The organism is Enterococcus sp. E4-223 (assembly GCF_035727065.1).
Classification (GTDB): domain Bacteria; phylum Bacillota; class Bacilli; order Lactobacillales; family Enterococcaceae; genus Enterococcus_B; species Enterococcus_B faecium.
This window is the reverse complement of record NZ_JAPMLH010000013.1, coordinates 1-21596: the sequence shown is the minus strand read 5'-3', so window position 1 is coordinate 21596 and position 21596 is coordinate 1. Positions and strand designations below refer to the sequence as shown.

39 protein-coding genes are annotated in these 21596 nt (G+C 36.4%); 5 read left to right on the top strand and 34 right to left on the bottom strand.

All coding sequences use genetic code 11. The features are described from left to right. Position 1 precedes the first annotated feature (1 nt). The 33 genes from OS139_RS13330 to OS139_RS13170 all read right to left on the bottom strand — a co-directional run bounded on the left by OS139_RS13330 (position 2) and on the right by OS139_RS13170 (position 18694). Positions 2-436, bottom strand: a complete 435-nt coding sequence (locus tag OS139_RS13330; protein ID WP_002318697.1) for a hypothetical protein — start codon at positions 434-436, stop codon at positions 2-4. Between the two features lie 61 nt (positions 437-497). After that, a complete protein-coding gene (locus OS139_RS13325; protein ID WP_025481810.1) occupies positions 498-734 on the bottom strand; it encodes an Ig-like domain-containing protein in 237 nt (78 codons plus the stop codon). Positions 735-754: 20 nt separating this feature from the next. Continuing rightward, positions 755-1222 (bottom strand): phage tail tube protein, encoded by a 468-nt coding sequence (locus OS139_RS13320; protein WP_016629364.1) that lies wholly within the window; start codon positions 1220-1222, stop codon positions 755-757. Between the two features lie 12 nt (positions 1223-1234). Next, positions 1235-1627 carry a phage tail terminator protein gene (locus tag OS139_RS13315; protein WP_002334701.1) on the bottom strand — a complete coding sequence of 131 codons (393 nt, stop codon included), beginning with the start codon at positions 1625-1627 and terminating at the stop codon, positions 1235-1237. Then, a complete protein-coding gene (locus OS139_RS13310; protein WP_114635987.1) occupies positions 1627-1962 on the bottom strand; it encodes a minor capsid protein in 336 nt (111 codons plus the stop codon). Before OS139_RS13310 ends, OS139_RS13315 begins: the two co-directional genes overlap by 1 nt. Next, positions 1962-2309, bottom strand: a complete 348-nt coding sequence (locus OS139_RS13305; protein WP_002334703.1) for a putative minor capsid protein — start codon at positions 2307-2309, stop codon at positions 1962-1964. The genes OS139_RS13310 and OS139_RS13305 overlap by 1 nt, the downstream gene beginning before the upstream one ends. Next, positions 2306-2701: a hypothetical protein gene (locus tag OS139_RS13300; RefSeq protein WP_002300152.1), complete on the bottom strand. Its 396-nt coding sequence runs from the start codon at positions 2699-2701 to the stop codon at positions 2306-2308. The genes OS139_RS13305 and OS139_RS13300 overlap by 4 nt, the downstream gene beginning before the upstream one ends. Before the next feature lie 37 nt (positions 2702-2738). Further along, positions 2739-2984: an Ig-like domain-containing protein gene (locus OS139_RS13295; protein ID WP_002314912.1), complete on the bottom strand. Its 246-nt coding sequence runs from the start codon at positions 2982-2984 to the stop codon at positions 2739-2741. A 17-nt stretch (positions 2985-3001) separates the two neighbouring features. Further along, complete coding sequence (locus tag OS139_RS13290) at positions 3002-3874, bottom strand: hypothetical protein (RefSeq protein WP_002314911.1); 873 nt, start codon at positions 3872-3874, stop codon at positions 3002-3004. 18 nt (positions 3875-3892) lie between these two features. Then, positions 3893-4468, bottom strand: a complete 576-nt coding sequence (locus OS139_RS13285; protein ID WP_002330147.1) for a phage scaffolding protein — start codon at positions 4466-4468, stop codon at positions 3893-3895. A 109-nt stretch (positions 4469-4577) separates the two neighbouring features. Further along, positions 4578-5714, bottom strand: coding sequence for a phage minor capsid protein (locus OS139_RS13280; protein WP_016629359.1), 1137 nt, complete (start codon positions 5712-5714; stop codon positions 4578-4580). Positions 5715-5716: 2 nt separating this feature from the next. Next, entirely contained in the window at positions 5717-7276 is a 1560-nt protein-coding gene (locus tag OS139_RS13275) for a phage portal protein (protein WP_016629358.1), read from the bottom strand. Next, positions 7270-8595 (bottom strand): PBSX family phage terminase large subunit, encoded by a 1326-nt coding sequence (locus tag OS139_RS13270; RefSeq protein ID WP_114635986.1) that lies wholly within the window; start codon positions 8593-8595, stop codon positions 7270-7272. The genes OS139_RS13275 and OS139_RS13270 overlap by 7 nt, the downstream gene beginning before the upstream one ends. After that, complete coding sequence (gene terS, locus OS139_RS13265) at positions 8561-9415, bottom strand: phage terminase small subunit (RefSeq protein WP_114635985.1); 855 nt, start codon at positions 9413-9415, stop codon at positions 8561-8563. Before terS ends, OS139_RS13270 begins: the two co-directional genes overlap by 35 nt. Positions 9416-9461: 46 nt before the next feature. Beyond that, positions 9462-10136 carry a hypothetical protein gene (locus OS139_RS13260; RefSeq protein WP_325067006.1) on the bottom strand — a complete coding sequence of 225 codons (675 nt, stop codon included), beginning with the start codon at positions 10134-10136 and terminating at the stop codon, positions 9462-9464. Between the two features lie 148 nt (positions 10137-10284). Further along, entirely contained in the window at positions 10285-10515 is a 231-nt protein-coding gene (locus OS139_RS13255) for a hypothetical protein (RefSeq protein WP_325067005.1), read from the bottom strand. Positions 10516-10575: 60 nt separating this feature from the next. Next, positions 10576-11406 carry a DUF5677 domain-containing protein gene (locus tag OS139_RS13250; RefSeq protein ID WP_060812769.1) on the bottom strand — a complete coding sequence of 277 codons (831 nt, stop codon included), beginning with the start codon at positions 11404-11406 and terminating at the stop codon, positions 10576-10578. Positions 11407-11751: 345 nt separating this feature from the next. After that, positions 11752-12339, bottom strand: a complete 588-nt coding sequence (locus OS139_RS13245) for a hypothetical protein (RefSeq protein WP_002309105.1) — start codon at positions 12337-12339, stop codon at positions 11752-11754. A 102-nt stretch (positions 12340-12441) separates the two neighbouring features. Beyond that, on the bottom strand, positions 12442-12621 hold the full coding sequence (locus tag OS139_RS13240; RefSeq protein WP_002318683.1) for an XtrA/YqaO family protein: 180 nt from the start codon (positions 12619-12621) through the stop codon (positions 12442-12444). Between the two features lie 65 nt (positions 12622-12686). Next, positions 12687-12983, bottom strand: coding sequence for a hypothetical protein (locus OS139_RS13235; protein WP_325067002.1), 297 nt, complete (start codon positions 12981-12983; stop codon positions 12687-12689). Further along, positions 12980-13183, bottom strand: a complete 204-nt coding sequence (locus OS139_RS13230) for a toxin PIN (RefSeq protein ID WP_104875931.1) — start codon at positions 13181-13183, stop codon at positions 12980-12982. The genes OS139_RS13235 and OS139_RS13230 overlap by 4 nt, the downstream gene beginning before the upstream one ends. Positions 13184-13189: 6 nt before the next feature. Beyond that, positions 13190-13420, bottom strand: a complete 231-nt coding sequence (locus OS139_RS13225; RefSeq protein WP_002304474.1) for a hypothetical protein — start codon at positions 13418-13420, stop codon at positions 13190-13192. Beyond that, on the bottom strand, positions 13417-13728 hold the full coding sequence (locus OS139_RS13220) for a MazG-like family protein (protein ID WP_010729165.1): 312 nt from the start codon (positions 13726-13728) through the stop codon (positions 13417-13419). Before OS139_RS13220 ends, OS139_RS13225 begins: the two co-directional genes overlap by 4 nt. Then, positions 13716-14033, bottom strand: coding sequence for a hypothetical protein (locus OS139_RS13215; RefSeq protein ID WP_325067000.1), 318 nt, complete (start codon positions 14031-14033; stop codon positions 13716-13718). The genes OS139_RS13220 and OS139_RS13215 overlap by 13 nt, the downstream gene beginning before the upstream one ends. After that, entirely contained in the window at positions 14030-14191 is a 162-nt protein-coding gene (locus tag OS139_RS13210) for a hypothetical protein (protein ID WP_002301517.1), read from the bottom strand. Before OS139_RS13210 ends, OS139_RS13215 begins: the two co-directional genes overlap by 4 nt. A gap of 14 nt (positions 14192-14205) precedes the next feature. Then, complete coding sequence (locus OS139_RS13205; RefSeq protein WP_325066999.1) at positions 14206-14565, bottom strand: DUF1064 domain-containing protein; 360 nt, start codon at positions 14563-14565, stop codon at positions 14206-14208. After that, complete coding sequence (locus tag OS139_RS13200) at positions 14558-15448, bottom strand: DnaD domain-containing protein (RefSeq protein ID WP_325066998.1); 891 nt, start codon at positions 15446-15448, stop codon at positions 14558-14560. Before OS139_RS13200 ends, OS139_RS13205 begins: the two co-directional genes overlap by 8 nt. Before the next feature lie 48 nt (positions 15449-15496). Then, positions 15497-16387 carry a recombinase RecT gene (locus tag OS139_RS13195; protein ID WP_002303277.1) on the bottom strand — a complete coding sequence of 297 codons (891 nt, stop codon included), beginning with the start codon at positions 16385-16387 and terminating at the stop codon, positions 15497-15499. Position 16388: 1 nt separating this feature from the next. Beyond that, a complete protein-coding gene (locus tag OS139_RS13190; RefSeq protein WP_325066997.1) occupies positions 16389-17330 on the bottom strand; it encodes a YqaJ viral recombinase family nuclease in 942 nt (313 codons plus the stop codon). A 136-nt stretch (positions 17331-17466) separates the two neighbouring features. Then, positions 17467-17652 carry a hypothetical protein gene (locus OS139_RS13185; RefSeq protein WP_002319163.1) on the bottom strand — a complete coding sequence of 62 codons (186 nt, stop codon included), beginning with the start codon at positions 17650-17652 and terminating at the stop codon, positions 17467-17469. Then, the gene (locus tag OS139_RS13180; protein ID WP_325066996.1) at positions 17649-17936 is read right to left on the bottom strand and encodes a DNA-binding protein; all 288 of its coding nucleotides are present in this window, start codon (positions 17934-17936) and stop codon (positions 17649-17651) included. Before OS139_RS13180 ends, OS139_RS13185 begins: the two co-directional genes overlap by 4 nt. Next, positions 17933-18478 (bottom strand): hypothetical protein, encoded by a 546-nt coding sequence (locus OS139_RS13175; protein ID WP_002319161.1) that lies wholly within the window; start codon positions 18476-18478, stop codon positions 17933-17935. The genes OS139_RS13180 and OS139_RS13175 overlap by 4 nt, the downstream gene beginning before the upstream one ends. Before the next feature lie 63 nt (positions 18479-18541). Further along, a complete protein-coding gene (locus OS139_RS13170; RefSeq protein ID WP_002301569.1) occupies positions 18542-18694 on the bottom strand; it encodes a hypothetical protein in 153 nt (50 codons plus the stop codon). Between the two features lie 55 nt (positions 18695-18749). Between OS139_RS13170 and OS139_RS13165 the strand changes: the two genes are divergently transcribed. After that, positions 18750-19145 (top strand): hypothetical protein, encoded by a 396-nt coding sequence (locus OS139_RS13165; RefSeq protein WP_142652843.1) that lies wholly within the window; start codon positions 18750-18752, stop codon positions 19143-19145. A gap of 117 nt (positions 19146-19262) precedes the next feature. On the opposite strand, the gene OS139_RS13160 is transcribed toward OS139_RS13165, so the two are convergent. Continuing rightward, positions 19263-19517, bottom strand: coding sequence for a helix-turn-helix domain-containing protein (locus OS139_RS13160; RefSeq protein ID WP_113837467.1), 255 nt, complete (start codon positions 19515-19517; stop codon positions 19263-19265). A gap of 138 nt (positions 19518-19655) precedes the next feature. Between OS139_RS13160 and OS139_RS13155 the strand changes: the two genes are divergently transcribed. The 4 genes from OS139_RS13155 to OS139_RS13140 all read left to right on the top strand — a co-directional run. Next, complete coding sequence (locus OS139_RS13155) at positions 19656-20048, top strand: helix-turn-helix domain-containing protein (protein ID WP_325066993.1); 393 nt, start codon at positions 19656-19658, stop codon at positions 20046-20048. Between the two features lie 6 nt (positions 20049-20054). Continuing rightward, the gene (locus OS139_RS13150; protein ID WP_064376066.1) at positions 20055-20483 is read left to right on the top strand and encodes an ImmA/IrrE family metallo-endopeptidase; all 429 of its coding nucleotides are present in this window, start codon (positions 20055-20057) and stop codon (positions 20481-20483) included. A 122-nt stretch (positions 20484-20605) separates the two neighbouring features. Beyond that, positions 20606-21223, top strand: coding sequence for a DUF4352 domain-containing protein (locus OS139_RS13145; RefSeq protein ID WP_002319155.1), 618 nt, complete (start codon positions 20606-20608; stop codon positions 21221-21223). Between the two features lie 164 nt (positions 21224-21387). Continuing rightward, the coding region (locus OS139_RS13140) for an Arm DNA-binding domain-containing protein (RefSeq protein ID WP_325066992.1) at positions 21388-21596 on the top strand (209 nt) is incomplete at its 3' end.

Below are 21596 nucleotides of genomic sequence, written 5' to 3'. Positions count from 1 at the left end.
ATCACTTCTTACGATTATTTTTGTAATGTTTTTTTGCTGTTTTACTACGTTCAGAAACAACTTCCCCCAACTCTTTTTCAAGCAATCCAATAATTGTGAAAAGGGCTTTTGTACTTTTGTTGTAAAAATTATAAACGCGATTACCTTCACCACTCCCAAGAATCACATCTAGAGTAGTTACAGCTTTATCTTTTAATTCATCCATTTCAGATTGAGTAAATTCTTTGAATTCTTTAGCTCCATTATCATCTTCATCCATTTTTTCAAGTTTTGAAGTCATATTTTTTAATTGATCTGGAATATCAATAGTCGTTAAATCGGTTAAAGTTTTGTCAATTTCATCTGAAATTTGAACTTCATATACTTTCCCTGCGATTTTCATAGATTTTGTTAGCGATAATTTAGCATCTAAGTCGATAATATTGTTAATAGCCATTCGTTTTCCTCCTAATAACCAGAGGCTTCATAGCCTCTAGTTATACATTCTCAATCTTTTTTTATGCAGCTGTAACGGTTACTGTGCATTTAGCAGTCTTGCTACCATCTTTAGTAGTCACTGTGATATCTGCAGTTCCAGCTTTAACTCCTGAAACTTTCCCTGTTGAATCAACACCTGCAATAGTTGCATCGCTTGATTTCCATGTCACTGTTTTATCTGTTGCGTCTGCCGGTAAAACGGCAGCTGTTAAGGTTTCGTTTGCCCCAACCACAAGTGAAGTCGTCGTTTTATTCAACGCTACACTGGTAGGGCTAATTACTCCCCCGCTTTCACCATTTTAGGTTTCCCATTGAATGCCATTGTGAAGCTGAAGGTTTGTTTAGCATTGGCTGCACCGCCAAACGGTACAATAGAAGTCAGTGTAACAACAGCTTGAACCTTATTCCCTTTGGCATCAGTCCATTGTGCTAACGTGCGTAATTCATCTCCGATTGACAAGAATTTAGACGCTACATAATCTTGAGCTGGATCTCCAAATACACGGTGTCCCGCAACTTGGAACGTGATATTTTTACCAGTTACAGTGGAATCAGTGAATCCTTCTCCATCGTAGTAAGGGGATGCATCTGTAGTGTCCGCTGCAGCTGGAGTAATAGTTGTGATCCCTGCTGCTAATGGTGCGAATTTAGCCGATGCGATTTGATCTAAATCTGTACTTCCTGAAGTATCGATTTCCAATTTGTTTTTAAAGTTTAGTAAAAATTCTTTACTATTTTCTGCCATTTAAATTTCCTCCTAATTTTTGAATTGATGAATGGTGATTTTGATACCTAATAAATAAGTTGAGTTCCCTTGAGTGTCCTGTTCGCTTACAAAAGGTGTCTCGCTTATTTCGATACCTAAAAAGACGAAACTCCCATCCTCTGATGCTAGAGTTGAAAGCTCGTCTAAATGATTTGATATGAGCCAAAGAGTTTGATTGGCTTTTTCTTGGTCTTTCGTGTTAAATCCGACCTCATAGAGCATTTCACGCTCTTTCGTACCATCAAAGTATTCTTCTACTGTCCGACTACCTGGCATCGAATAAACACAAAGCGTGTCTTCCCCATTAAGGAACCCCATTGAGCATGGCATTGGAAGACCCTGAATTGAATCTATTGAATCAGATAATCGTTCCCATAAATCCATTACAAGTTTCCTCCTTTGATAAATGCCCTACGCCAACTATCCATATGATTAGCTTTTGCTCTGAGGTCCCAACGTCGGCTTGTCCCTGGCGTTGTATAATTCTTAACTCTACTACCATTGACGATCCCTCTAAATTGAGGTTTAGCGTAAGGAACGGTATATGTGATTCGGTTCTTGTTAACAAATGATTTGTCTCTTAAATGTCCTTGCCGTTTTGGCGTATATAGGTTCATGTCTGGATGCATCTGGGCAGTCATATAGTACAGTGCTGAATTGATGTTCATCACTGACAACTTACGATCGACGCCATTTTTTTCAACCTTAACATGGAGCATTACAGCACCTCCAACTCATACGAGTAGACTTCGTTACTGTATGGATTACGGTTATCTACGATCGTCGTGATAGTGTAAGTCTCACCTTCAAAGTCAATCTTTGACCCAACATGATTTTTATTAATCACTGGCATCGGATCAGATACTCCAGCAAACAAAAAAGCGATAGCGTTGGCTACCACTTGCCGATTATTATTACTACCGCTGTACACTGTTTGAGGTTGGAAAATCATATGATTAATCGTGATTGGGTCTGAAAAGATAGGCTTTTGCCATTTGTCATGTCCATCAATTAACCATAATGTAATTGACTGGTTGCAATATTGCTTTGGCATTAATGGAATCATCTATAATCAACTCCTTTGTAAAGAAGCCCTGTATAAATCAATTCGTTATAAGCCTCTGTTGCAACCATCGTTCTGCCAACTGTTGCTGCATTCGTGCTTCCAGATTCAATACGCATACGACCAACGCTGACACTTGAAGGGGAAGCATTTAGTAAGTCTGATAACGAAGTAACTCCAACTGACTTTAAATATTCAATTTGGACAGCCATTGCGATTTTGAACTTATCCACTCGATATTTGAACGTGTCATCAGCTAAAGAATGTCTCATGTAAAAATCGCCTGTCACTCGATTAAGCTGACGTGCAGCACATTTTTCTAAGTCATCAAACTCCGAAACTGATACTTTGTTGAATCCTGATTTTAAATATTCATCGTGCGTAAGATAGCTCATAACTGCCTCCTTTCAATTAAAAAGGATAGTTTAGTAGCTATCCTTCGCTTGCTGCGGTTACCGTGACTTCACACGTAGCAGTTTTACCATTTACGGTTGTCGCTGTGACCGTCGTAGCTCCTACTTTAATAGCAGTAACCTTTCCTTGCACTGGCGTTACTGTTGCAATTGTTTCATCGCTAGAGGTAAATTTGACTGATTTATCAGTTGCCGTTTCTGGTGATACAGTAGCAGACAATGTTTCTGTTGCTCCCACCGTTAGCGTAGCTGTTGTTTTATTCAAAGTTACGCCGGATGGGGCTAAGCTTTTGGGGCCAAAGAGACAGATACACCTTCTTTTTGTTGTTCTTTGATAAAGCAGTCGTGGTATAAGCGGTTTTGATATAAGTAGCCATCACCTTGTGAATGTTCGCCCGGTGCAAACAAGAAGACAGTGTTTTCTTTAACCACGGGGATAACTGCTTGTTTAGCGACAACTAAGATATTGATGTCTTGTGCATCAGCGGCAGCAGCGTAGCCATCAGTGAAATCGAACTTAGTTTTGAAACGAGTATCGTCCCAAACTTCGACCAATAACACACCATCAAGAGAAGTTACCCGAGATTCTAGTGCCGTTTGCCCAACATTTTGATTAGTGATATTACGAGTAAATTCTGAAGAACGTTCTAATGCATCCATTACGGTCGTTGATACAAACGCTACTAGGTTTTGCGGGCCGAATTTACGTGCTGGTAAAATAGCAGCTTTAATTGCAGAGTAAGCATTTTTCTCAGTAATTGTTTCTTCCTTAGTCTTGCCTGCGCCTGCAGCTAAAGTAGAAAAACGATACGCATCGATTTCAGGCTGCACGTGCTCTGTAATAAATACATTTGAAATTTTAGCTACAGCTAAGTCTTGATTCGTTTCATCAACGTCTTGTTTATCGATGTAAAATTCAACGTCTCGATCTTGACCCATTGTGTAAACTTTTTTGTCATTTCCATAAGTACCGCTGTTGAATCCCTTGTTACGTGTATGGTGTTTCAAACCAGAAGTTGAAATAGTCGTTAATGTAAATGATTTACCACCGTTCACAAATTCAACTTGTGGAATACCTAAGATCGTCGTTAACAATCCTTGAGTGATCTTCTGATCGAAAATCCCATTGTCTTTTGTAATGTAATTAATTGCCATATTTTATTCCCTCCAAATTTAATTTTTGTTTGGTAAAACTCCTAATGCTTTAGCGAACACATCTTCTTCCACATTCTGGCCAGAACTAGCATTCCCAGAAAAGGTAGCCTTCTTACCATCGGGGTTAGGTGGAACCTGTTCAGATTGGCCAAATAAATAACCGTCGCTTTCTTTAAGTGCGGCCAGTTGGTCATCTAATCCTTTTAATCCCTCGTCTGTCAGTTCCAATGATTCGCTGTCTAGCAAGGCTTTAGCAGCCTTAATGTTTTTAGCCCCGGCTTGTGTTAGAGCTAAGTCAATCGCTGATGATTTTTTAAGATCAGCAATTTGTTGTTCAGAACTCGTCTTGATTTCATCAAACCTAGATTGTAAATCCTCTAACTGCTTAGTAAGATCTTCATTTCCTTTAGCGTTTGCTTTGAAATCATTCAGCTCATTTTGGTTTTTCTCTAACTGTTCTTGATATTGAGTGGCCTGTTGTTCCGCGGTAGACACCCGACTATTCAACTCGTTCACAGTCACACCATGCAAAGCCATAATTGATCCAATCTGTTCATCAGTTAAGCCAAGTTCTTTCAGTTCTTCACGTTTCATTTCATTCATCCTTTCGTTGTTTAACGAGGCTACGCCCTCGATGGATTGAACAGTTTAACGCCGTATTCAGGGCAAAATAAAAAGACTAGCGATTGCTAGGCTTAAATTATTAACTTTGTACTTGTTCTCTACTGTAATCACGGACCAAGAACTCATTGTCATTAATAAGTTCTCTTAATTGTTTCTGCTTGTTAGCAATCACTTGTTTGCACATCTGGACAGTTTCGGGATCTTCCAATTCTAACGCCGCATTCATTCGCTTCTTCTGATAGCGAATATCTCGTTCCAACTTTCGTTGTTGCTGTTGAATTTCAGCGTTTTCTTGTGCTTTTTCTGGATCGTATTGTGGCTGATTATTTGTATTCACATCAGGCCTACCAGGATAAAGAATATGTGTACAGTTAATTCCTTGCGTTCCACCGGGCTCGCCGTATCCGTGATCGTAAATAGATGGTAAATGCTTGAATTCTTCTGGCGCTTCATTTTTCGGCACAGTTAATACCCATCCGCCTTGAATTGGCGCACAGGCTTCGCGAGCTGCTGGATGACTACTCATTAATGCAGTGACACAGTCGAAGTCCTCCATTCGTTTCAAACGAAGATCATTAAACGTTCTGTGTGAGGTGGATTGAATCACTGTTCTCGAGTAAGCTTCCATCGACCACTCTCGACCAGCTTTATCAACAAAACCCGATTTAATTCCCATATCAACCATTTTGTAGACGTTATCTTTTACGGCTTTCTCATGCGTTTTAAGACCTGTCATAGATTCGATGGTTGATTGTTTGAGAATTGCTTGATAAGCTCTCATGACTGCATTCTCGTTGAAATTAGTAGTGATCAGCGTTTGATTGACATTATTATTTAAGTCTTGGAAAGTTTGACGAACCAAAGAGTCTAGAATTTTGTTTACGTCGTCAGATACAGGAACACTTTTATGGACCATTCGTTCTAACTCTCGATCAATTTCATCAACGATCTTCACGCCGTTTCCTTTAATCAATTGTTCAATCGCTTCTTGAGTTTCGCCAGTATAACTTGCTAACAAATCAATAACTTTATCGTTCAGTGTACCCATTTTAGAAAGTTGATTTACTTGCCACAAAAGCACGTCTTCTTTAGCTACATCTTGAAAACGAGATTGTTTTAACGCTTTGATTATGATGTTAAAGATTCGGTCTTCCAGTTCTGAATAGATATTGATAATTGAGTTTGCGGCCTTTTGCATTTTTTCTGGTGTAATCATAATTAATCACCTAAATCGAATAAGGCATCTTGACTACGCCGTTCGGTTGATCCCGCTTCTGGCATTTCATCTTTTAATGCAGCTAACCAATCTTCTAATTCATCTTCGTTTAGATTGTAATTACGTATAAGAAACTGTTTCTTAGGCATTACGCCAGCAGTTACAGCCTTTAGATCATTTTCTAATTGTTTGTTACGATCGACAAATAGACCATCCTCAAAACTAACTGTTACTAAATAACTATCATATTCAATAGAGAATAGTGGTTTCTCGCTTTCAAACATTTCTCCGTATCCTGCAAGTTCAAAAATAGAATGAATAAGCTCATTGATAACTTTTTCAACCATAGTCAAATAGCTTGAACGTGTCTGATAAGTCATGGAATTGTTAGAAACAATCTCAGTGGCCGTTTTAATGCCGTCATCCGCATAGTTCATCGAACCCACTGACAAACCAACCTGCACCTCGAACTCTTTAATTAGATGACTGATAGCGTCCTTATATTGAACTGTTCGTATTGCCGTAGTAATATCTTTTATTCCAGCATTTTCTGCCCCATACATCCCTACAAATACATTTTGATCACTATCAAACATTGGCGGATGGGCTTCATCTGTTTTGAGAAATTCAGCAGGAACCACGACACGCCTTTGTCCCATTTGTATTTCCCAAGCAAATTGGTCATGAGTATTGTTGATGGTATCTAAAATTTCTTTTGCATTATCAACGATTCCAACGCCTAATGGGCTCTCTAACGATTTATTGTTAGCTCCAGGCGTTCTGAAGTAAGCAAAAAGCGGTCTCTTCAAACCTTCTAGTGTGACTGTTTCAGCTAAGTCAGGATATAGAATCGACAGTGGAACTTGCTTTCCAACAACGTTACTGTTGTCAGATTTGTAAAGCTCATTACTGATAACATACTTTTCGTCTTGCCACTCATGAAATTCGAGGAGCGTGTAGTAGTAATTCGTGTCCCCTTCAGTTTGAATTGATTTAGTAGCAATAGCACACTCACTAATTTCGTTTGTATTTGAACGTAACGGGTAAAACTGATCTGCACGAATCCACGAGATTTTAATCTTATCTCCATCAATGTAAGGCCGCATAGCAAATCCTCCTGCAGCGATACCTTTCTCAAGATTCAATTCGAACAAATTATAGAAATTGTTGTCGTATAATGTTTGTTCCAAAAATTCAGATGCTTCTTTAATCTCTTTAGAAACATCCTTTTTATCAGTGGGATCGTTCAGCGTAACTTTACATTTTTCATTGAAAATGATACTAGCCAATCGTCTCGCAGCAGTCTTAGTCACGTTCAATGATTTAAATTCTCGTTTTTTATTGTCGCCAAATGAACTCTTATAGTTGACATCCGGAAATAAATTAGCATAATATTTGAAGTTCTCCGCTATTCGAGCGTACTCTAGCGAATCAATCCCAATTTTGGGATGATCTGTGATTTTACCAAGTTCTATGCCATTCAAATTCATATCTATTCGTTTCACTCCTTTCTTAAAAAAGTTTTTGATGCGCTGAATCCCACTCATTTTCTCACCTACCATTTCAGTCCTAAATCACTTAGATTATCTTTTACAAAATATTGGAACTGGTCACATGTATGGTCACCAACTTTGATAACTTTTGGATCATCAGATTGTAAAGTATCTTCATCCCATCGATAATCACGATGCTCTTTAATAAATATTCGATTTGCTTCCGTATCTAAATAAAAAAACCTGCCTTGTGCAAGGAGGTTCTGTACATAATCGATCATATCCACTTTTTTAGCTTTGGCCACTGCATGAAATCTCTCATTGTAATCTTTATAGTATTGATTCTTTAAAGCACCTTCTGCTGAATCAATCGTGATTTTATAGGCATATTTATTGTATTTAGATTGACATCTTTCAATGAAATCATGCAAATCTTTAGATAACTCGTCCGGTGCTTTCTTATTTACTTTACCTTCTGGAGAGTAGTAATAAGTATCTAGCAAAATGACATTTCTTTTTCTTGTAATGGCATAGCAACCACAGGTAGTCGCTGATATTTGGTGTCCACTATCGATTGAAAAGCAAATCTGAACGATGTAATCATCATCTGGTAACTCATCAAGCGGATGGAAATGATCCATGTTATAGATGAGCGTGCCCAGACCAATCACTTCGCCTAAGTAAAGCCATCGATAGTAATCTTCATCATTTTCTCTATACGTTTCTATCAGCTTTAATTGCTGAGGATCCGTAAAACCTAACTCATCATCTTTATAAGTCGAGTGGTCCACTAAATGATCATCTAGGCGTATGCATTTCTCTACCCATTCGTTAACCCAATCATATGGATTCTTGGGTGGATTCCATGAATAGTAAACTTGTACTTGATCTACCCATGGCGACCGTTGACGGATAAAGGTTGCATTCGTCTGGTCAAATACTTCTTCGCTTTCAAAGTTTGCGGCTTCTTCATACCACAAAGCAATGACATCACCAATTGCATTTGATTTGAGTTTTAACGGATCATCCACACCGTAAAAGTAGAACTTAGAGCCAGTCCGTTTATGAATGATGCGCAATGGAGAAGTACGAAACTTATATTCTTTTGAAATGTCAAGCATTGAAAGTGCCCACTTGATTTGTTCGTAGACAGCGTCTCTTAAATACTTATGTTGGCTCATCATACAGACAACATTTACTTTGTGCTTAGCTTGTGTGTGCTTCTTCATTTCTGTTGCTAATTTCAGACTGATAACAGATGATTTAAAAGAACCACGTCCGCCTTTCATTAAAATATAAGGATACTTTGCATGCCAAACTTTATAGAAATGCGGGTTAATCAAGTCCGTAGTTTTAATTTGAGTTTGTTTCTTGGCCATTAATGCCATTTGAACCAACCTCGCTTTCAACTAACGGAATGTCATCGATAATAACCGTTGATTCAGGCTCATCCTCACCGCCGTTTAGTTCTCGGATTTCAGCATTTAGCTTTTCAGCTTGTGCCGTCATTAAAGCAGCACGCTTGCCCTGTACGCTTAATTCTGATAACTGCTTGATAGCTCGTGACAACTGATTGCTGATGCGTGTCAATGAATCTTCAATAGATAAAATATCATCTATCTTTCTACGTGTTTTTCTAGTGATTTGAACATCTTGCATCACTTCACGCTTAATCTCAAGCTTTTTACCACCAACATCAAGTGGCGTTTTAATATTGCGCAGTTGCTGGAGACGTTCGACTTCTTCATCATTTAAACCAGCTTCGGCTTGTTGGATTCTCTTCATCATTCGAAGTTGCCTTATCTTAAGTAGCCGTATTTCTTCAGACAAAGCAAAAGAAGGATCATCATTCAAACTAGAATAGATGTCCTTCTCTTCATCGCTTAATGTCTCAAAAAATATTGTTTCATACTCTCCTGTTTTCAAGGCATTTTTATTACCTACTGGCGGAGAGGCTCGGCTATTTCCTTTGTTACCTTTAGCATTTTGATTACCAATAGGAGCGCCACCTTGATTGGTAACGTTACTTTTGCCATTGGTAACGTTACTTTTCAATTCAGCGCTCCACTTGTCTTGCGATTTCCATTTTCTAATTTGAGAATCTGAAACATTTAATTCAGATGCAATTTCTTTTAACTGCTTTTCTCCGTTAGATTCCAACCAAATTTTCTTGGCTTCATCACGTCTTGGATCACGTTTTCTTGCCATTCAATACACACCACCTCACATTCTGTTTAGGTTGAGTTTTGTTTTTCTATTCGCCTTTTTTCGCTCTGTCCCATTCTATTTTTAAATATTTACCAATTTCTTCACTTAATTCTTCGGAATTTTCATTTAGAATTGGACTTTTTTCATCATAATAAGTCTCACTAATATCCGGTCCATAAGCTTTATTGTATATATCTATAATTATTCCCTTGATATTGTTCAAGCTTTTTCTAATTTTTTCATGCTCTTTTTGATTAGAAAAGTACAATACTAATTGTTCTGAAATAGCTAAAGCTTTATATTTCTGATTTTCGAGTTCTAATAGTAGTTTCTTTCGTTCTTTTTCGTTGAGATCCGTTTCTATTGCGTATTGTTTATTGCTTTCAAGGATTTCTCTCGAATCTTTCCCAAGTGTACTTTGATTTCTCCTTATTTCCTGCTTTTTTTTAATATTATTTTCCTTCAGCAAAAATAACAATTCTCCAACTTTATGAATTACTACTAAATATTCAGAAACCAACCTTCTGACTTCGCTTATCCACTCTATTCTTGCTTTTGCTTTTAAATTAGCATCTATTTGTTGTTTAGCTATTTTTCTTTGTGTACATATATTCATAATTACGCCTACAAACACAAGAAAAGCAGATAAAGCTGAAACAGTAGCTGAAATAGCTGACCAAACAATCTCTCCATTTGAATCACAAAAAATATCTCGTAACATTTTATTACCTCTGTTAGTTTTATTTTAATTATCTACTAACTATCGATATCTTTCAACATTAGATCAGCTTCAATCAATATCTTTAAATCTGAAACTTTGTCTAACTTAATTTGTCCTGATTGGAGATTTTTAAACCATTTCTTGCATTCTAATCCCTCAAATTCTTGTTAATATTATTTTGAATGTTTGGTTCATCAAAGAAACCATGACCGCAATAAACGAGCTTGCATTTATCAATCTCTTTTGGTGTTGCTTCTCTGGTCATTTCAATGATGGAGTACTTCTTTTTTATTTGGACCGATTGGACAACCCTCACTGGATCATCAGTGTTCGGTTGCGGATATCGGTTTGTTAGTGATACATACCAGTAGTTTCTCATTATACAGCCTCCTTTATGTAAAGAAAAAGACCACTCAATGAGTGATCTTTTACAATTTTTTTACTTATTAACAGATTGATATTTGAAATTGATTTCAAATTGTTTCATATAACCCTTGATTTTAGAATCATTATTAACTGAATAATAGTTAGCTATTGCTTTAGCTGAAAAGATTAAGTAACTAGTCATAAGAGACTCTAACAATTTAATATCTAACGAACTCTCTAAAGCGAGTTCGTTTTTTGAAGCTTTAACATTACCAAAAGCAGATATTCCATGTACATCCATAGAAGATAGCCTATAAAAAAATTCATATTCTGCATCAGTCATATGTATTTCTTTCATTAAACTCCGCATGCCATCAATTTTCCCATTAATGTTATACCATTTTTCATAATAAAAATCTTTTTTATTTTTAGGATTATTTGGTTGAATATCATCATATAATTTTTTCAAATGAGAAATATAGTCTTCGATAGAATTTAATTGTGGATAATCCCGGTGAATTTCTTCCAACACTTTTTTTCTAATACTATCATTCTCACTTGTATCATATTCATCCATGTTTTCCATATGATTCATTGTAGTTATCATTTTTACTAATTTTTGTATTTTATAAGAATATATAAAAAGTTTAGCTTTTAATTTAGTTCGGCCTTTTAAAATATACATTAATGAAACATATTGTTCTAACATAGATCTCAGGATAATGTTAATTGATTGTATTCTTTTTTTATCAAGAAGATAATTTATATCTTTTGCTTTTTCTACTAAAGAATTTTGCAATGAAATAATAACTAGGTCTTCTGATTCTATCTCTTGGCTGTTCCCTTTTATCTCTATCGAACGTTTCATTATGCCTTCAGCAGCATTTATTATTCCTTTTTTCATCGACATCACCTTTTTTATTAATAATATCAGAATTGACTATAATAATACAATTGTATTGATGCTTTGAAGTGTTTTTTTACATTTTAGATACTTACCACGAAGTCAACATTCATATATCTAAATAGACAGCAGCGTACGAAGAATTCAGAAGGAGTTGGAATTCACATCCTTATTCTTAATATTTCCGTTGCTGTCTATCGAAGCTTAATTTAAAACGATGAGGGAGATTCCCTCCCTTGCGTTTTATTTTTGAAGAACAATTATTCAGAATAAAAGAATGAATAAACTTGTGAGTGTCTAATCTATTAATTGTCTTCACTTATAGGTGGGAATGGTTTACAAGTTTTAGCAAATTTCAAATAGATTTATTTGATGACCATATTCAAAATAATTGTCGATCTTATTTTTAATTCGCTGTGACATAGATTTAACAGTACCCACAGCTAGATTCATTTGTTCTGCTGCTTCTCCATAAGTACATAAATCTTTATTAATTAAATGAAATAATGTCAGTTCTTTATTAGAAAGCAAAGATTCTATCTCCGTCACTTGGAGCAACATCTCTTTTTTCTTCGGAGAAATCGTCTCTTCTGCTGGCTTTTCTACTTCCTGTAAATAAACTTGATAGCTCATAACATCTATATCTGCCAGTTTAACGGCTCTTCTATGCTTTGGTATCTTCTTGGCTTGCTCATCATCGAAAGGCTTCTCTCTGCCTGTTTCTAACCAGAATAAAGCGTACTCTGTAGTAGAGATAGCTTCTGCTATTACTTTTTGATCTGCTATATCTTGAGGAGAACGATCATCAATTAATTTATGTATCACTCTCCCATGTTCTTTGACAGGTGTGCGATATCGTTTATTTAAGATTTTTTGATGTTGCTTTTTCAACATTTTCAAGTCATTCTTGTATTCCTGAATTAAATCATTCATATAGATAGCCTCCTCAATAATTTCGCAAACAAAAAAGCGGACACAAATCAACAAGAAAGTTCTTGTCAACTTGTGTCCGCCAGTTTTCTGGTAGGACGATATTTAAAATAATTGTTTCACTTCTTCTTTAACTTGCTTGACTTTATTGCAATGGGATTCTATGACTATTGTTCCAAACGGAGGAAGCTTTACACTTTTCATTTGCCCGTTTGAAATGATGATTGCACAATGATCTCCTTGCATTTTTTCGATGTCACTTAACTCAATTCCTTTTAACTCCATAGCTGCCTCCTGTGATATAATAAACTTGTCGGATTTATTACATCAGTCGGAGCGATCCGGCTTTTTTATTTGTCATTGATTAGTTTAATATCCACCAATCTCACCACTGCTAAATTCTCTTTGCTTTTCGCTAATAACTTGTCACATTCCATCGTGTTTTCAATGCGAATGATCGCTGAGTTCGACAATACCTTTTCTACATATCCACGAAATGGATAGATGAATCCTTCTGCTTCGCAGCGAACCATGTCACCGACTTTGACTTTTGGTTTCTTACGTGTTTTAGGGTTCTTTGTCGGCATATCTAGCATTAAACCGCCGATACCATGACTACTAGCGTAAAATCCGTCTTTTAGTTTCATTCTTTTTCCTCCCATTTACGATCATCACTTAATATCGAAATTCCAAACTTACGAATAGCATCACTTGCATCAGCAACATACTGGCTTGCCACTTTATATGTTTCTTCTGCTGAAATTCCATATTCTTTTTCAAACTTTGTCTTTAGTACACTCAGTTCCTGTTTTCTTAGTTTTGTTATTCTGCGGTGCCTGTTGTTCATTTTCAATCAACTCCCTAATCTGAAAGTGTTGTCTATACTTGATCGAAATTCTTTTAAGTGGTTCTCTACCACAGAATCAGTCACGTTAAAACGATCAATTAATACTGGAGCTGCCATATCTTTCAAATAACTTTGTCTGATGACTAATTCAGTACCATCAGGAAGTTCTATGTTAACCTCCCGACCATTGATAATTGCTTGAATGCCCGCTTCACTTAGTGGTATTTCGTATTTCATTTCACATCCTCCAAATCACTCGACTTCACGAACACACCATCTACCATCTTCCCTGTGCGTCCTTTGATTTCGTTGTATGCTTGGTTCAGACACTCGTACAAATCCATATCATTTTGCATAGCTAAAATAATCAAGGTTACTACTACGTCTCCAATTCCGTCTCTTAAACCATGTTCATCTTTTCTAGCTAGAGAAGCGGCAACTTCCCCAATCTCTTCGATCGTTTTTAACATTTGCTTGCTGGAATCAGTTTGATCCAATCCCTTATCTTTTGCCCACTGCTCTACTTTTGTGATTAGTTCGTCCATTTTTTCTCCTCCACATACCTAAACTGTCGTCCTTTTGAATCAATCCATAAGCTCCTAGCTCTATCCCAGATAATGTTTTTGCTTAATCCAGTAATTTCAGATAACTGTTCAGCAGTACCTGTTACTAGAATTCGATCACCATGCCAGATTGCAATTTTTCTCGGCGTTCTCCGTTTGGTTTTTTCAGCCCACATTGATTTACCGAGCTTTTGGACTTCTGCAACTATTTCTTTGTCTTCTTGCCAAGATTCTGACTTGGTTAATTCAGCAATTCGTTTCATTGCTGCTTTCTTATCCACGCTCATTCCTCCAATCTACGAATTTCCCTTCTTAAATTCTCTATGTGCAAATCGATTGCCTTTCTAGCCGTTTCATTGACCATCACTGCCTTTGTTCGTTCCAGATCGTCAATCTCACGTTGAATGCTTCGAATACGCATTTGAATCACTTCTTCTGTTGTCATGATGGACCACCTCGTTAAAAACGCTCTTCCTTGAACGTATTCCGATATTTTTTAGCTAATATCAACGGCACTTGATATTGATGACAGAACAACTTTGCCTTGATCTTAAAGTCTTTTGTCTGCATTCCTTTAACATCTACGACTTTGACAAGTTTGCCGTTTTTATAAAATGTGAAGTCGGGAATATACTCGATCTTGCGATACTTCTTTCCATCTAGTTCAAATTTCGGCATCAGCTCAAATCGTTCCTGAAGTTTTACTTTCCAGCCGTTCGCTTCCGCTTGCCACAAAGCTAGATCGTAGTACTTCGCTTCTGCGATAGAATCAAACTTGATACCTCGATGAACAGTTTTTCGATTACGATATTTATTCATTCTCAAGAAGCGCCTCCTTCTTAGCCTGATAAGCAGCAAAGCGGGCTTCTAATTCTGCTTTTTTATCAGGATCTAGTGCCTTTTCTTCTTGAGGTTTGTTGACCCAATCAGGTAACTTTTCACGCCGTACATTGTTTTGACGTTTAGGAAGATAGTTTTGTTTTTTCTTGTTCTTAAAATCTTCTTGGGCTTTTTCTGCTGATTCCATTGTCTTAATTCCTTGATTACTCCATGAATTTAATATCGCTTCAACGTATTTTTTCAATCCTGGCATCTCAACGTTGTTTTCGAAAGCTAATTTAAAAGCAAAGAGAATCATATCTGCTCCCCAAGTTTTAATCATCGGTCCTAATGCTCCTTGCAAAAGTCCAGTAGGTGCTTTCCCCCAGTTTTTTTGGATGAACTCATACACGCCTATATCATCTTCTTTATTTGTCTTGTTTTGTTTTGTATTGTTTATATAAGCTGAAGGATTTACTGCAGAATCTACTGAAGGATTTACTTCCCTATTTACTTTCGAATTTACTTTACTATCTACTGGAATATTTCCAGTAGTGGAGTTTTCTACCGTATTATCTACTGTAGTTTTTACTGTAAAATTTCCAGTTAAATCAGAAAGGATATAAACACCAGCTTTTGTACGACCTCTCTTTTTATATTGAAGGAGTCCATTTTGGATCAATTGGTTTCGATTATTAATCAATGTTTTTTCAGACGTTTTAGTCATTGCTTGTAGCCTTGTATTGGCAATCGATAATTCGCTCTGCCATCCACTTCTGTTTGCTATAGCCATAAGCTTGTACCAAAGCAATTGGGGACCAGCGCCAAGCTCGTTATATTCAAGCCAATTGTCGAAAGCATTAAGCTGTCCGATATAATCCAATTGAGTCCCTCCTTTCGTTCTAGTAATTTGAGGGAGAAAACTCCCTCATTATTTATTTAACGGCGGGTTAGATGCATCAAATAATCCAGTTTGTACATCTTCATTTTCTTCAGAAATAACCTCTGCTTCTTTTCTTTCAGGAATATCTTCTTCAACTTCTGTTTCAGCAATAATGCTGCCATCTTCTTGAACTCTTTGGACTCTCTCATCCGATGTGGTGGCTTCTTGCATTTCGATGGACAAGATCCCCCATTTAGAAAGAAGATTTCTCAGAACAGTTTTTCGTGCCATTGCATTGTAATCAGACGCCCACACACCACTTAACTTTGTTTTGTCGCGATCTTTATTGTTAGCAATTCGATGAGCTTCAATTTCTTGTTTGGTCCAATAGACAGTTTTCTTGAATCCATTCAGTAATTCAAAATAGCCAACATATCCAATGACTTCATCAGATGTTCTACCATTTGGATCAAACTCAAACTCTTCTGTCAGTCGGTTCCAGCTTTTTAGTTCTCCTTCGTAAACTTCAATCACATTTAATGCTTTGTATTTACCTGATCGTTGGGCTAATTGGATATATCCTTTATAGCCAAGCATGAATTGAGCTTTCTTTTCCCATTTTCCTGTTTGCTTGTTTTTACTATTGAATGGAACTAAATATGCATAACCTAAATTCTTATCTAGCCCAAGATTTAATGTTGCAGCAGTTAACGCACCACTCATGATAGACATTGGTTCACTATCTGCAAGATAACTGTCATTAGATACAAGAGTCATTACGTTAGACATGAAGGCATTTGCGTTATCATGAAGTACTTCTTCGAATTTCTTTCTCATTGTTGGTGTATTCATTAGAGCTTTAAGCCCTAACTGTCCTGGTGCAACTTGTTTCTGTGGCTTTTCTGCCAATTGGTTTTTTAACGATTCATTTGTTGCCATATTATTTAATCTCCTTTTCGGTTAGCCTTCTTGATTCAGTAACGTTATAAATCTCTTCATCATTTGCGACATCTGGATATTTCTCTGCTAGTTTCTTCGAGCTTATACGTTTCGTACGGACAAGTTTCCAACTGATGATGTTTTTTTGAGTGACCCCGATACTAGCTTCACGTTTACCTAATTCACTGATGAACTCGTTGTCCACCTGTCGAATAGCCGATTCAATTTCTTTCTTAGTCCGTTTGAGTTCGTTTTTCTGTTCAACTAGTTCATCAAAACGAATTGGCAACGCCGTTTGAGCGTCTTCAACATCTGCATACTTTTCTTTCAAGAAATCAGCTGTCGCTTGACTACCGTCAATAACTGGCTCGATGCCTCCAAGAACATTCGTTTCCCAAAACTCTACTAATTGTTCAGTGATTGTATCGATCAACTCTTGATCTCGTTCAATCCGCTTCCAGATAAATTTTTGACCACCGATTAAGACAGCGATGTAACAATAGTCTTTGTTTAGAACGTTCATGTAATGTTGAACTTGGCAGAGATAACTGAGTGGTACTTCTTCACCTTCCCACTCATTGCCGAGAAATTGATTGGCTGTTTTGCATTCCAGAATGGCATTTTCTCCCACTACATCACGATCAATATTCGCTCTTAGAAACGGATGCAATGGATGTTCAAAGACTTGGTTTCTTCTGCGAACCTTTTTACCTGTACGTTCTTGAAACTCTTTAGCAACCACTTCTTCTAAAACATTACCCCAATAAGCGGGCTCACTTCCTGATTCTTCAAGTACTATTTGTCCTGTTTTTTCTAACCATAGTTGATAAGGAGATTTCCATTTATTCAATCCTAAAATTGTTCCAACATCCGAGCCTCCGATGCCTTTCTTACGGTCTTCAAGCCATTCTTGATGGCTCATTTCTAAGGTAGATTTACTCATCGTCTTCCTCCTCCTTATGTGGCGTGCCCCATTCAGGAGTAGTTAAATACTGATCTAATGCTTGTCCAAAATCATTCATTGTTTTAGCCTTCCTTTCGTGCTAAAATACAGTTAAGTTATTTTGATATGTTGCCGATTAGCGATTGCCGTCGCTGGTCGGTCTTTTTTGTGTTGGCATTTTGAAACTTTCTCTTACAGCAGTAACCGTTACTAAGGTTCCCCAATAAATAAGTGCATATGCTGGATTAATACTTGCCAGTACGATTGCTACTAGACTCATAAGCAAAGCGCTCTTGACAGTCATTTTAAATACAGTTTTCATTTCTTTCTCTCCTCTCTATATTTAGCAATTTCGCTAGCAAGATCTTCATTCATATGATTCTCTAAAAATCGAGCGACTTCAGTTTTAGGAATTCTAATTTCACCGAGTTTCAAAAAACCGATGTATCCCATCTCAATCAAATCTTTAACATTTTGAGGATTTGTTGTTATAGCTAATGCCGCTTCAGTAACTGAGTATGTTAATTTTTCAATGTTTCTTTTACTGTTGCGCTTCAAGACAACTTTTTTTGGAAAAATATTTTCCAATGTTTCCATTTCCATCATCCTTTCATATATCCTTGTACCACCCAGTACGATAGCCGTTCCTCACTAAGCTTGCGAATATCGATTCCAAGTATTTCGCACAACGCACTTATTAATGTCACTTCCACCATAATCTCGTCTAAAAATTCATAAGCATACGCAATGATTTGTTGACGATCATCAACAGTTAAGTAATTTACTTGTTTAAGAAGAATTTTTTCTACTTCTTGCTTCTTCTGTTTCCGCTCATCTGATTCAATCATTTGCAACTTATCAAGTGAAGATGGATCTCTTCTATAAACATCACCATCTATTGATTTAAATAAACCAAAGAACTCATGAATCACTTGAAGCGTAAAATCAGAATCTCTAAAATGATCCGTTAACGCCTGAGCATTTTCCAACGTCACGGGCTTCGTGTTAAGTAATGTTGTCCAATCGCTTAATGACTGTTGAGAGACGTTGATTTGTCTTGCTATTTCCTTTTTGGTCTCACCACTCTTATTAATTACTTCGACTAACGATTCTCGAATAACACTTGATTTTTTTAACAGTTTAAACACCTCATATTCTTATTCGCCCGTATATCAATACGAGCAATTTTTTTATACTATTAATTTAAAGAATCAAACGAAAGCTGCTTCATCTAGTTCACGTTCAAGCTCTTTTTGGACTTCTTCAACTAGACGATCGAGTTGATCATCATTTGCACATTTGATGATGTGGACTAGTCTAGGTCTAGCATCAAGTACGATGTTTATTTTTTCTTGTCGTGTCATTAGAATCATCTCCTTATTTATTTGATATAATCATCTCGAAAGCGAGGTGATTATTATGAAATTTAATCTATCAATTACAATTTCCGTAATTGTTGCTTTAGTGGCCCTTATTTCACCGATTTTAACTACACTACTTAACAATCGGTATTTACTGAAAGTAAAAAAGTTAGAAGTTCAGCAGAAAAAATATGAACAATACTCCAGCCATGTTCGAACTCTATTCGAAGACTTTCTCAAATATTACGGGGAATATATGGGCAATACACTTAGTACTAAATCTGAAATGGCATTAAAATCTTCCTTTTATAAATGTTTACCTTATGTTCCAGAAAAAGCTTACGATCATTTTACGGAATTCTATGAATTAGTCGTTAGTGGCGACGTCAGCAAGACTAGCTTGTACATGAAAGAAACACTTTTGTACGATATTAGACGGATAATAGATAACTAGTAATTATTAATAAAACTAGCAATGCGTAGAAAGGGTACCAACTATTCCTAGGTTCTAATTTACGCATTGACTGAATACAAAGTATTCCAAATATCCATATTGCTATTATTAAAAATTTCATTTAGAAACCTCCTGTCTGTTGTTTTTTGGCAATACTTCACTAAAAATAAAAAGCTTATCAAAATCTTTCTCAGATAAATCAAAAGCTTTAAGCAATTTCGGAATGAGTTCACCACCGATTCCGCGATCTCCGTTTAAAATTCTATAAATTGTTGACGGAGCAACATTCATTCTTTTAGCAAGTGAATATGGATCATCTCCTTTTGATTGCATCAAGGAGTAGAGCTTTTCTTGCTTAAGCAAAGTTTTCATCTAATACACCTCCATTGCCTTATGACAATACTATAATACTTTTTTTGTCACTTGGCAACACTTTTTGTTGTCAAATTGCAATTTTTTTTGCTTTTATTGCCACAAGGCTATATCATTTATTTAGAAAGGGGTTTTATCATGGAATTTGGAGAAAAACTAAAAGAATTGAGAACCTCTAAAGGATTAGGAGTTAATCAGTTAGCGTTAAAATCTGGAGTAAGTGCTTCTCAAATATCTAGATTTGAAAAAGGTGAACGGAAAGATCCAACCTTGGAAACTTTAAAAAAACTATCAGTAGCTTTGGGCGTTTCTATTTCCTATTTTGAAGAAAATTCACCTATTAGTGCCAGTAATATTCCGGAATGGGCTGACGAAAACGATTTAATTGAACTTGATAAGCTACTTGAATCAAATGCTAACATGGCTTATGGAGGCGAAACTTTAACACCCGAACAGCTTCAAAGAGTCAGAGATGTTTTAGCAGGCATGTTTTGGAAATTCAAAAAAGAAGACAAGGACAAAGAGAAGTGATTGGGTATGGAATTGGATGTTATCAATTTAGTTGAGAACCTAAAGCGGAAGTATCAATCCGCTAATCCATTTTATATTTGTGAAAAAATGGACATTCAAATTGAATATGTTCCTTTTATTGATGATCCTAAAGGTCAATTCCAAGAGATTTTAGGTCGTGCTGTCATTCTTTTGAATGACGAATTAAAGGATTCTGAGGAAAGATTTTATATTTGCGCCCATGAGCTTGGTCATGCCATTTTCCACAAAGGATTATCAAGTTATTACGTCTCTACAAGAAATTCTAGAAGCAAGTCTGAAAGTGAAGCAAATTGTTTTGCTGCTAATCTTATAGCCGACTTATATAAAGAAGACACACAAATGTATCCGAGAAAAATTGAAGATTTATCTCGTTTATATGGTCTTCCAGTTTCGGCTTATAGATTCTTAATTTAGTTAATCATGAATTGTGCTTTTGCTTTGTGGGGAAAGCGTGAACGGTATAGTTCTTTGATTTGGAGGCGACTATCACTGCCTGCCTTAAGTGGGAGTAATAATATTTTTTTGGAGGAGAAATAATGGCAAAGAAAAAGGTTACAGGAGAAGATGGTAAAACATATGTTATGAAAGAGAAAAAACCATTCTATAAGAGAGTTTGGTTTTGGATTCTAGTGGTAATCGTTGTGTTCATCGTTGGTGGTGCGCTAGGCGGTGGCGATGATAAAAAAGAAACTACTTCTGCTAAAACAGAAAAAGTAAGTAGCAACGATTCTGCTGAGAAAGATACACAGAGTTCTAGTGATCCTTTGAACCAGGACTTTGCTGTTGGAGATACTGTGAGCTACGAGGGCTATGAAATTAAAGTTAATAATGTGCAATACAGTAGCGGTAGTGAGTTCGATACTCCTGATGATGGAAAACAATATGTTATCGCAAACATTACAATTACTAATAATTCTGGTAAAAAGCAGTCCTATAACCCTTATGACTTCAAGCTAAATGCAGATGGTAATGCCACTGATATGGATGAAATCACTACATTAGATAATATTAACCAATTAAATAGTGGCGATTTGGATGATGGTGCTTCAGTTACTGGTGATTTGGTTGGCCAAGCTGATACAAATGCCAAGTTAAAGCTTCAATATGCTACATCTATTTGGAATGATGAAACAGTTGATATTTCTTTAAACTAATAGATCAAAAGAACAGCCTTCGGGCTTTTCTTTTTAAGCACCAAAGAACATAAGTTCGTATGTTTTATTTATGAATACGATTTTTGCTCTATCCCCTATCAGATTAAAAATAAATATTATAAAATTTCTTACTATTACAAATCATCTACGAAAGGATTGATAACATGCGTGGCGGTGTGAGAAAACGTGGAAAACGTTGGTATTATTATTTTGAAGACATCAATGATGATGGCTCAAGAAAAAAAATGGAGAAAGTTGGCGGAGACACCCGACCAGAGGCCGAAGCTGCTTTACGAAAAGTTTTATCAGATATTGACGAAACAGGACAATACTTTTTAGGTACGGATACTCGAGTAAAACAATACCTTGATTT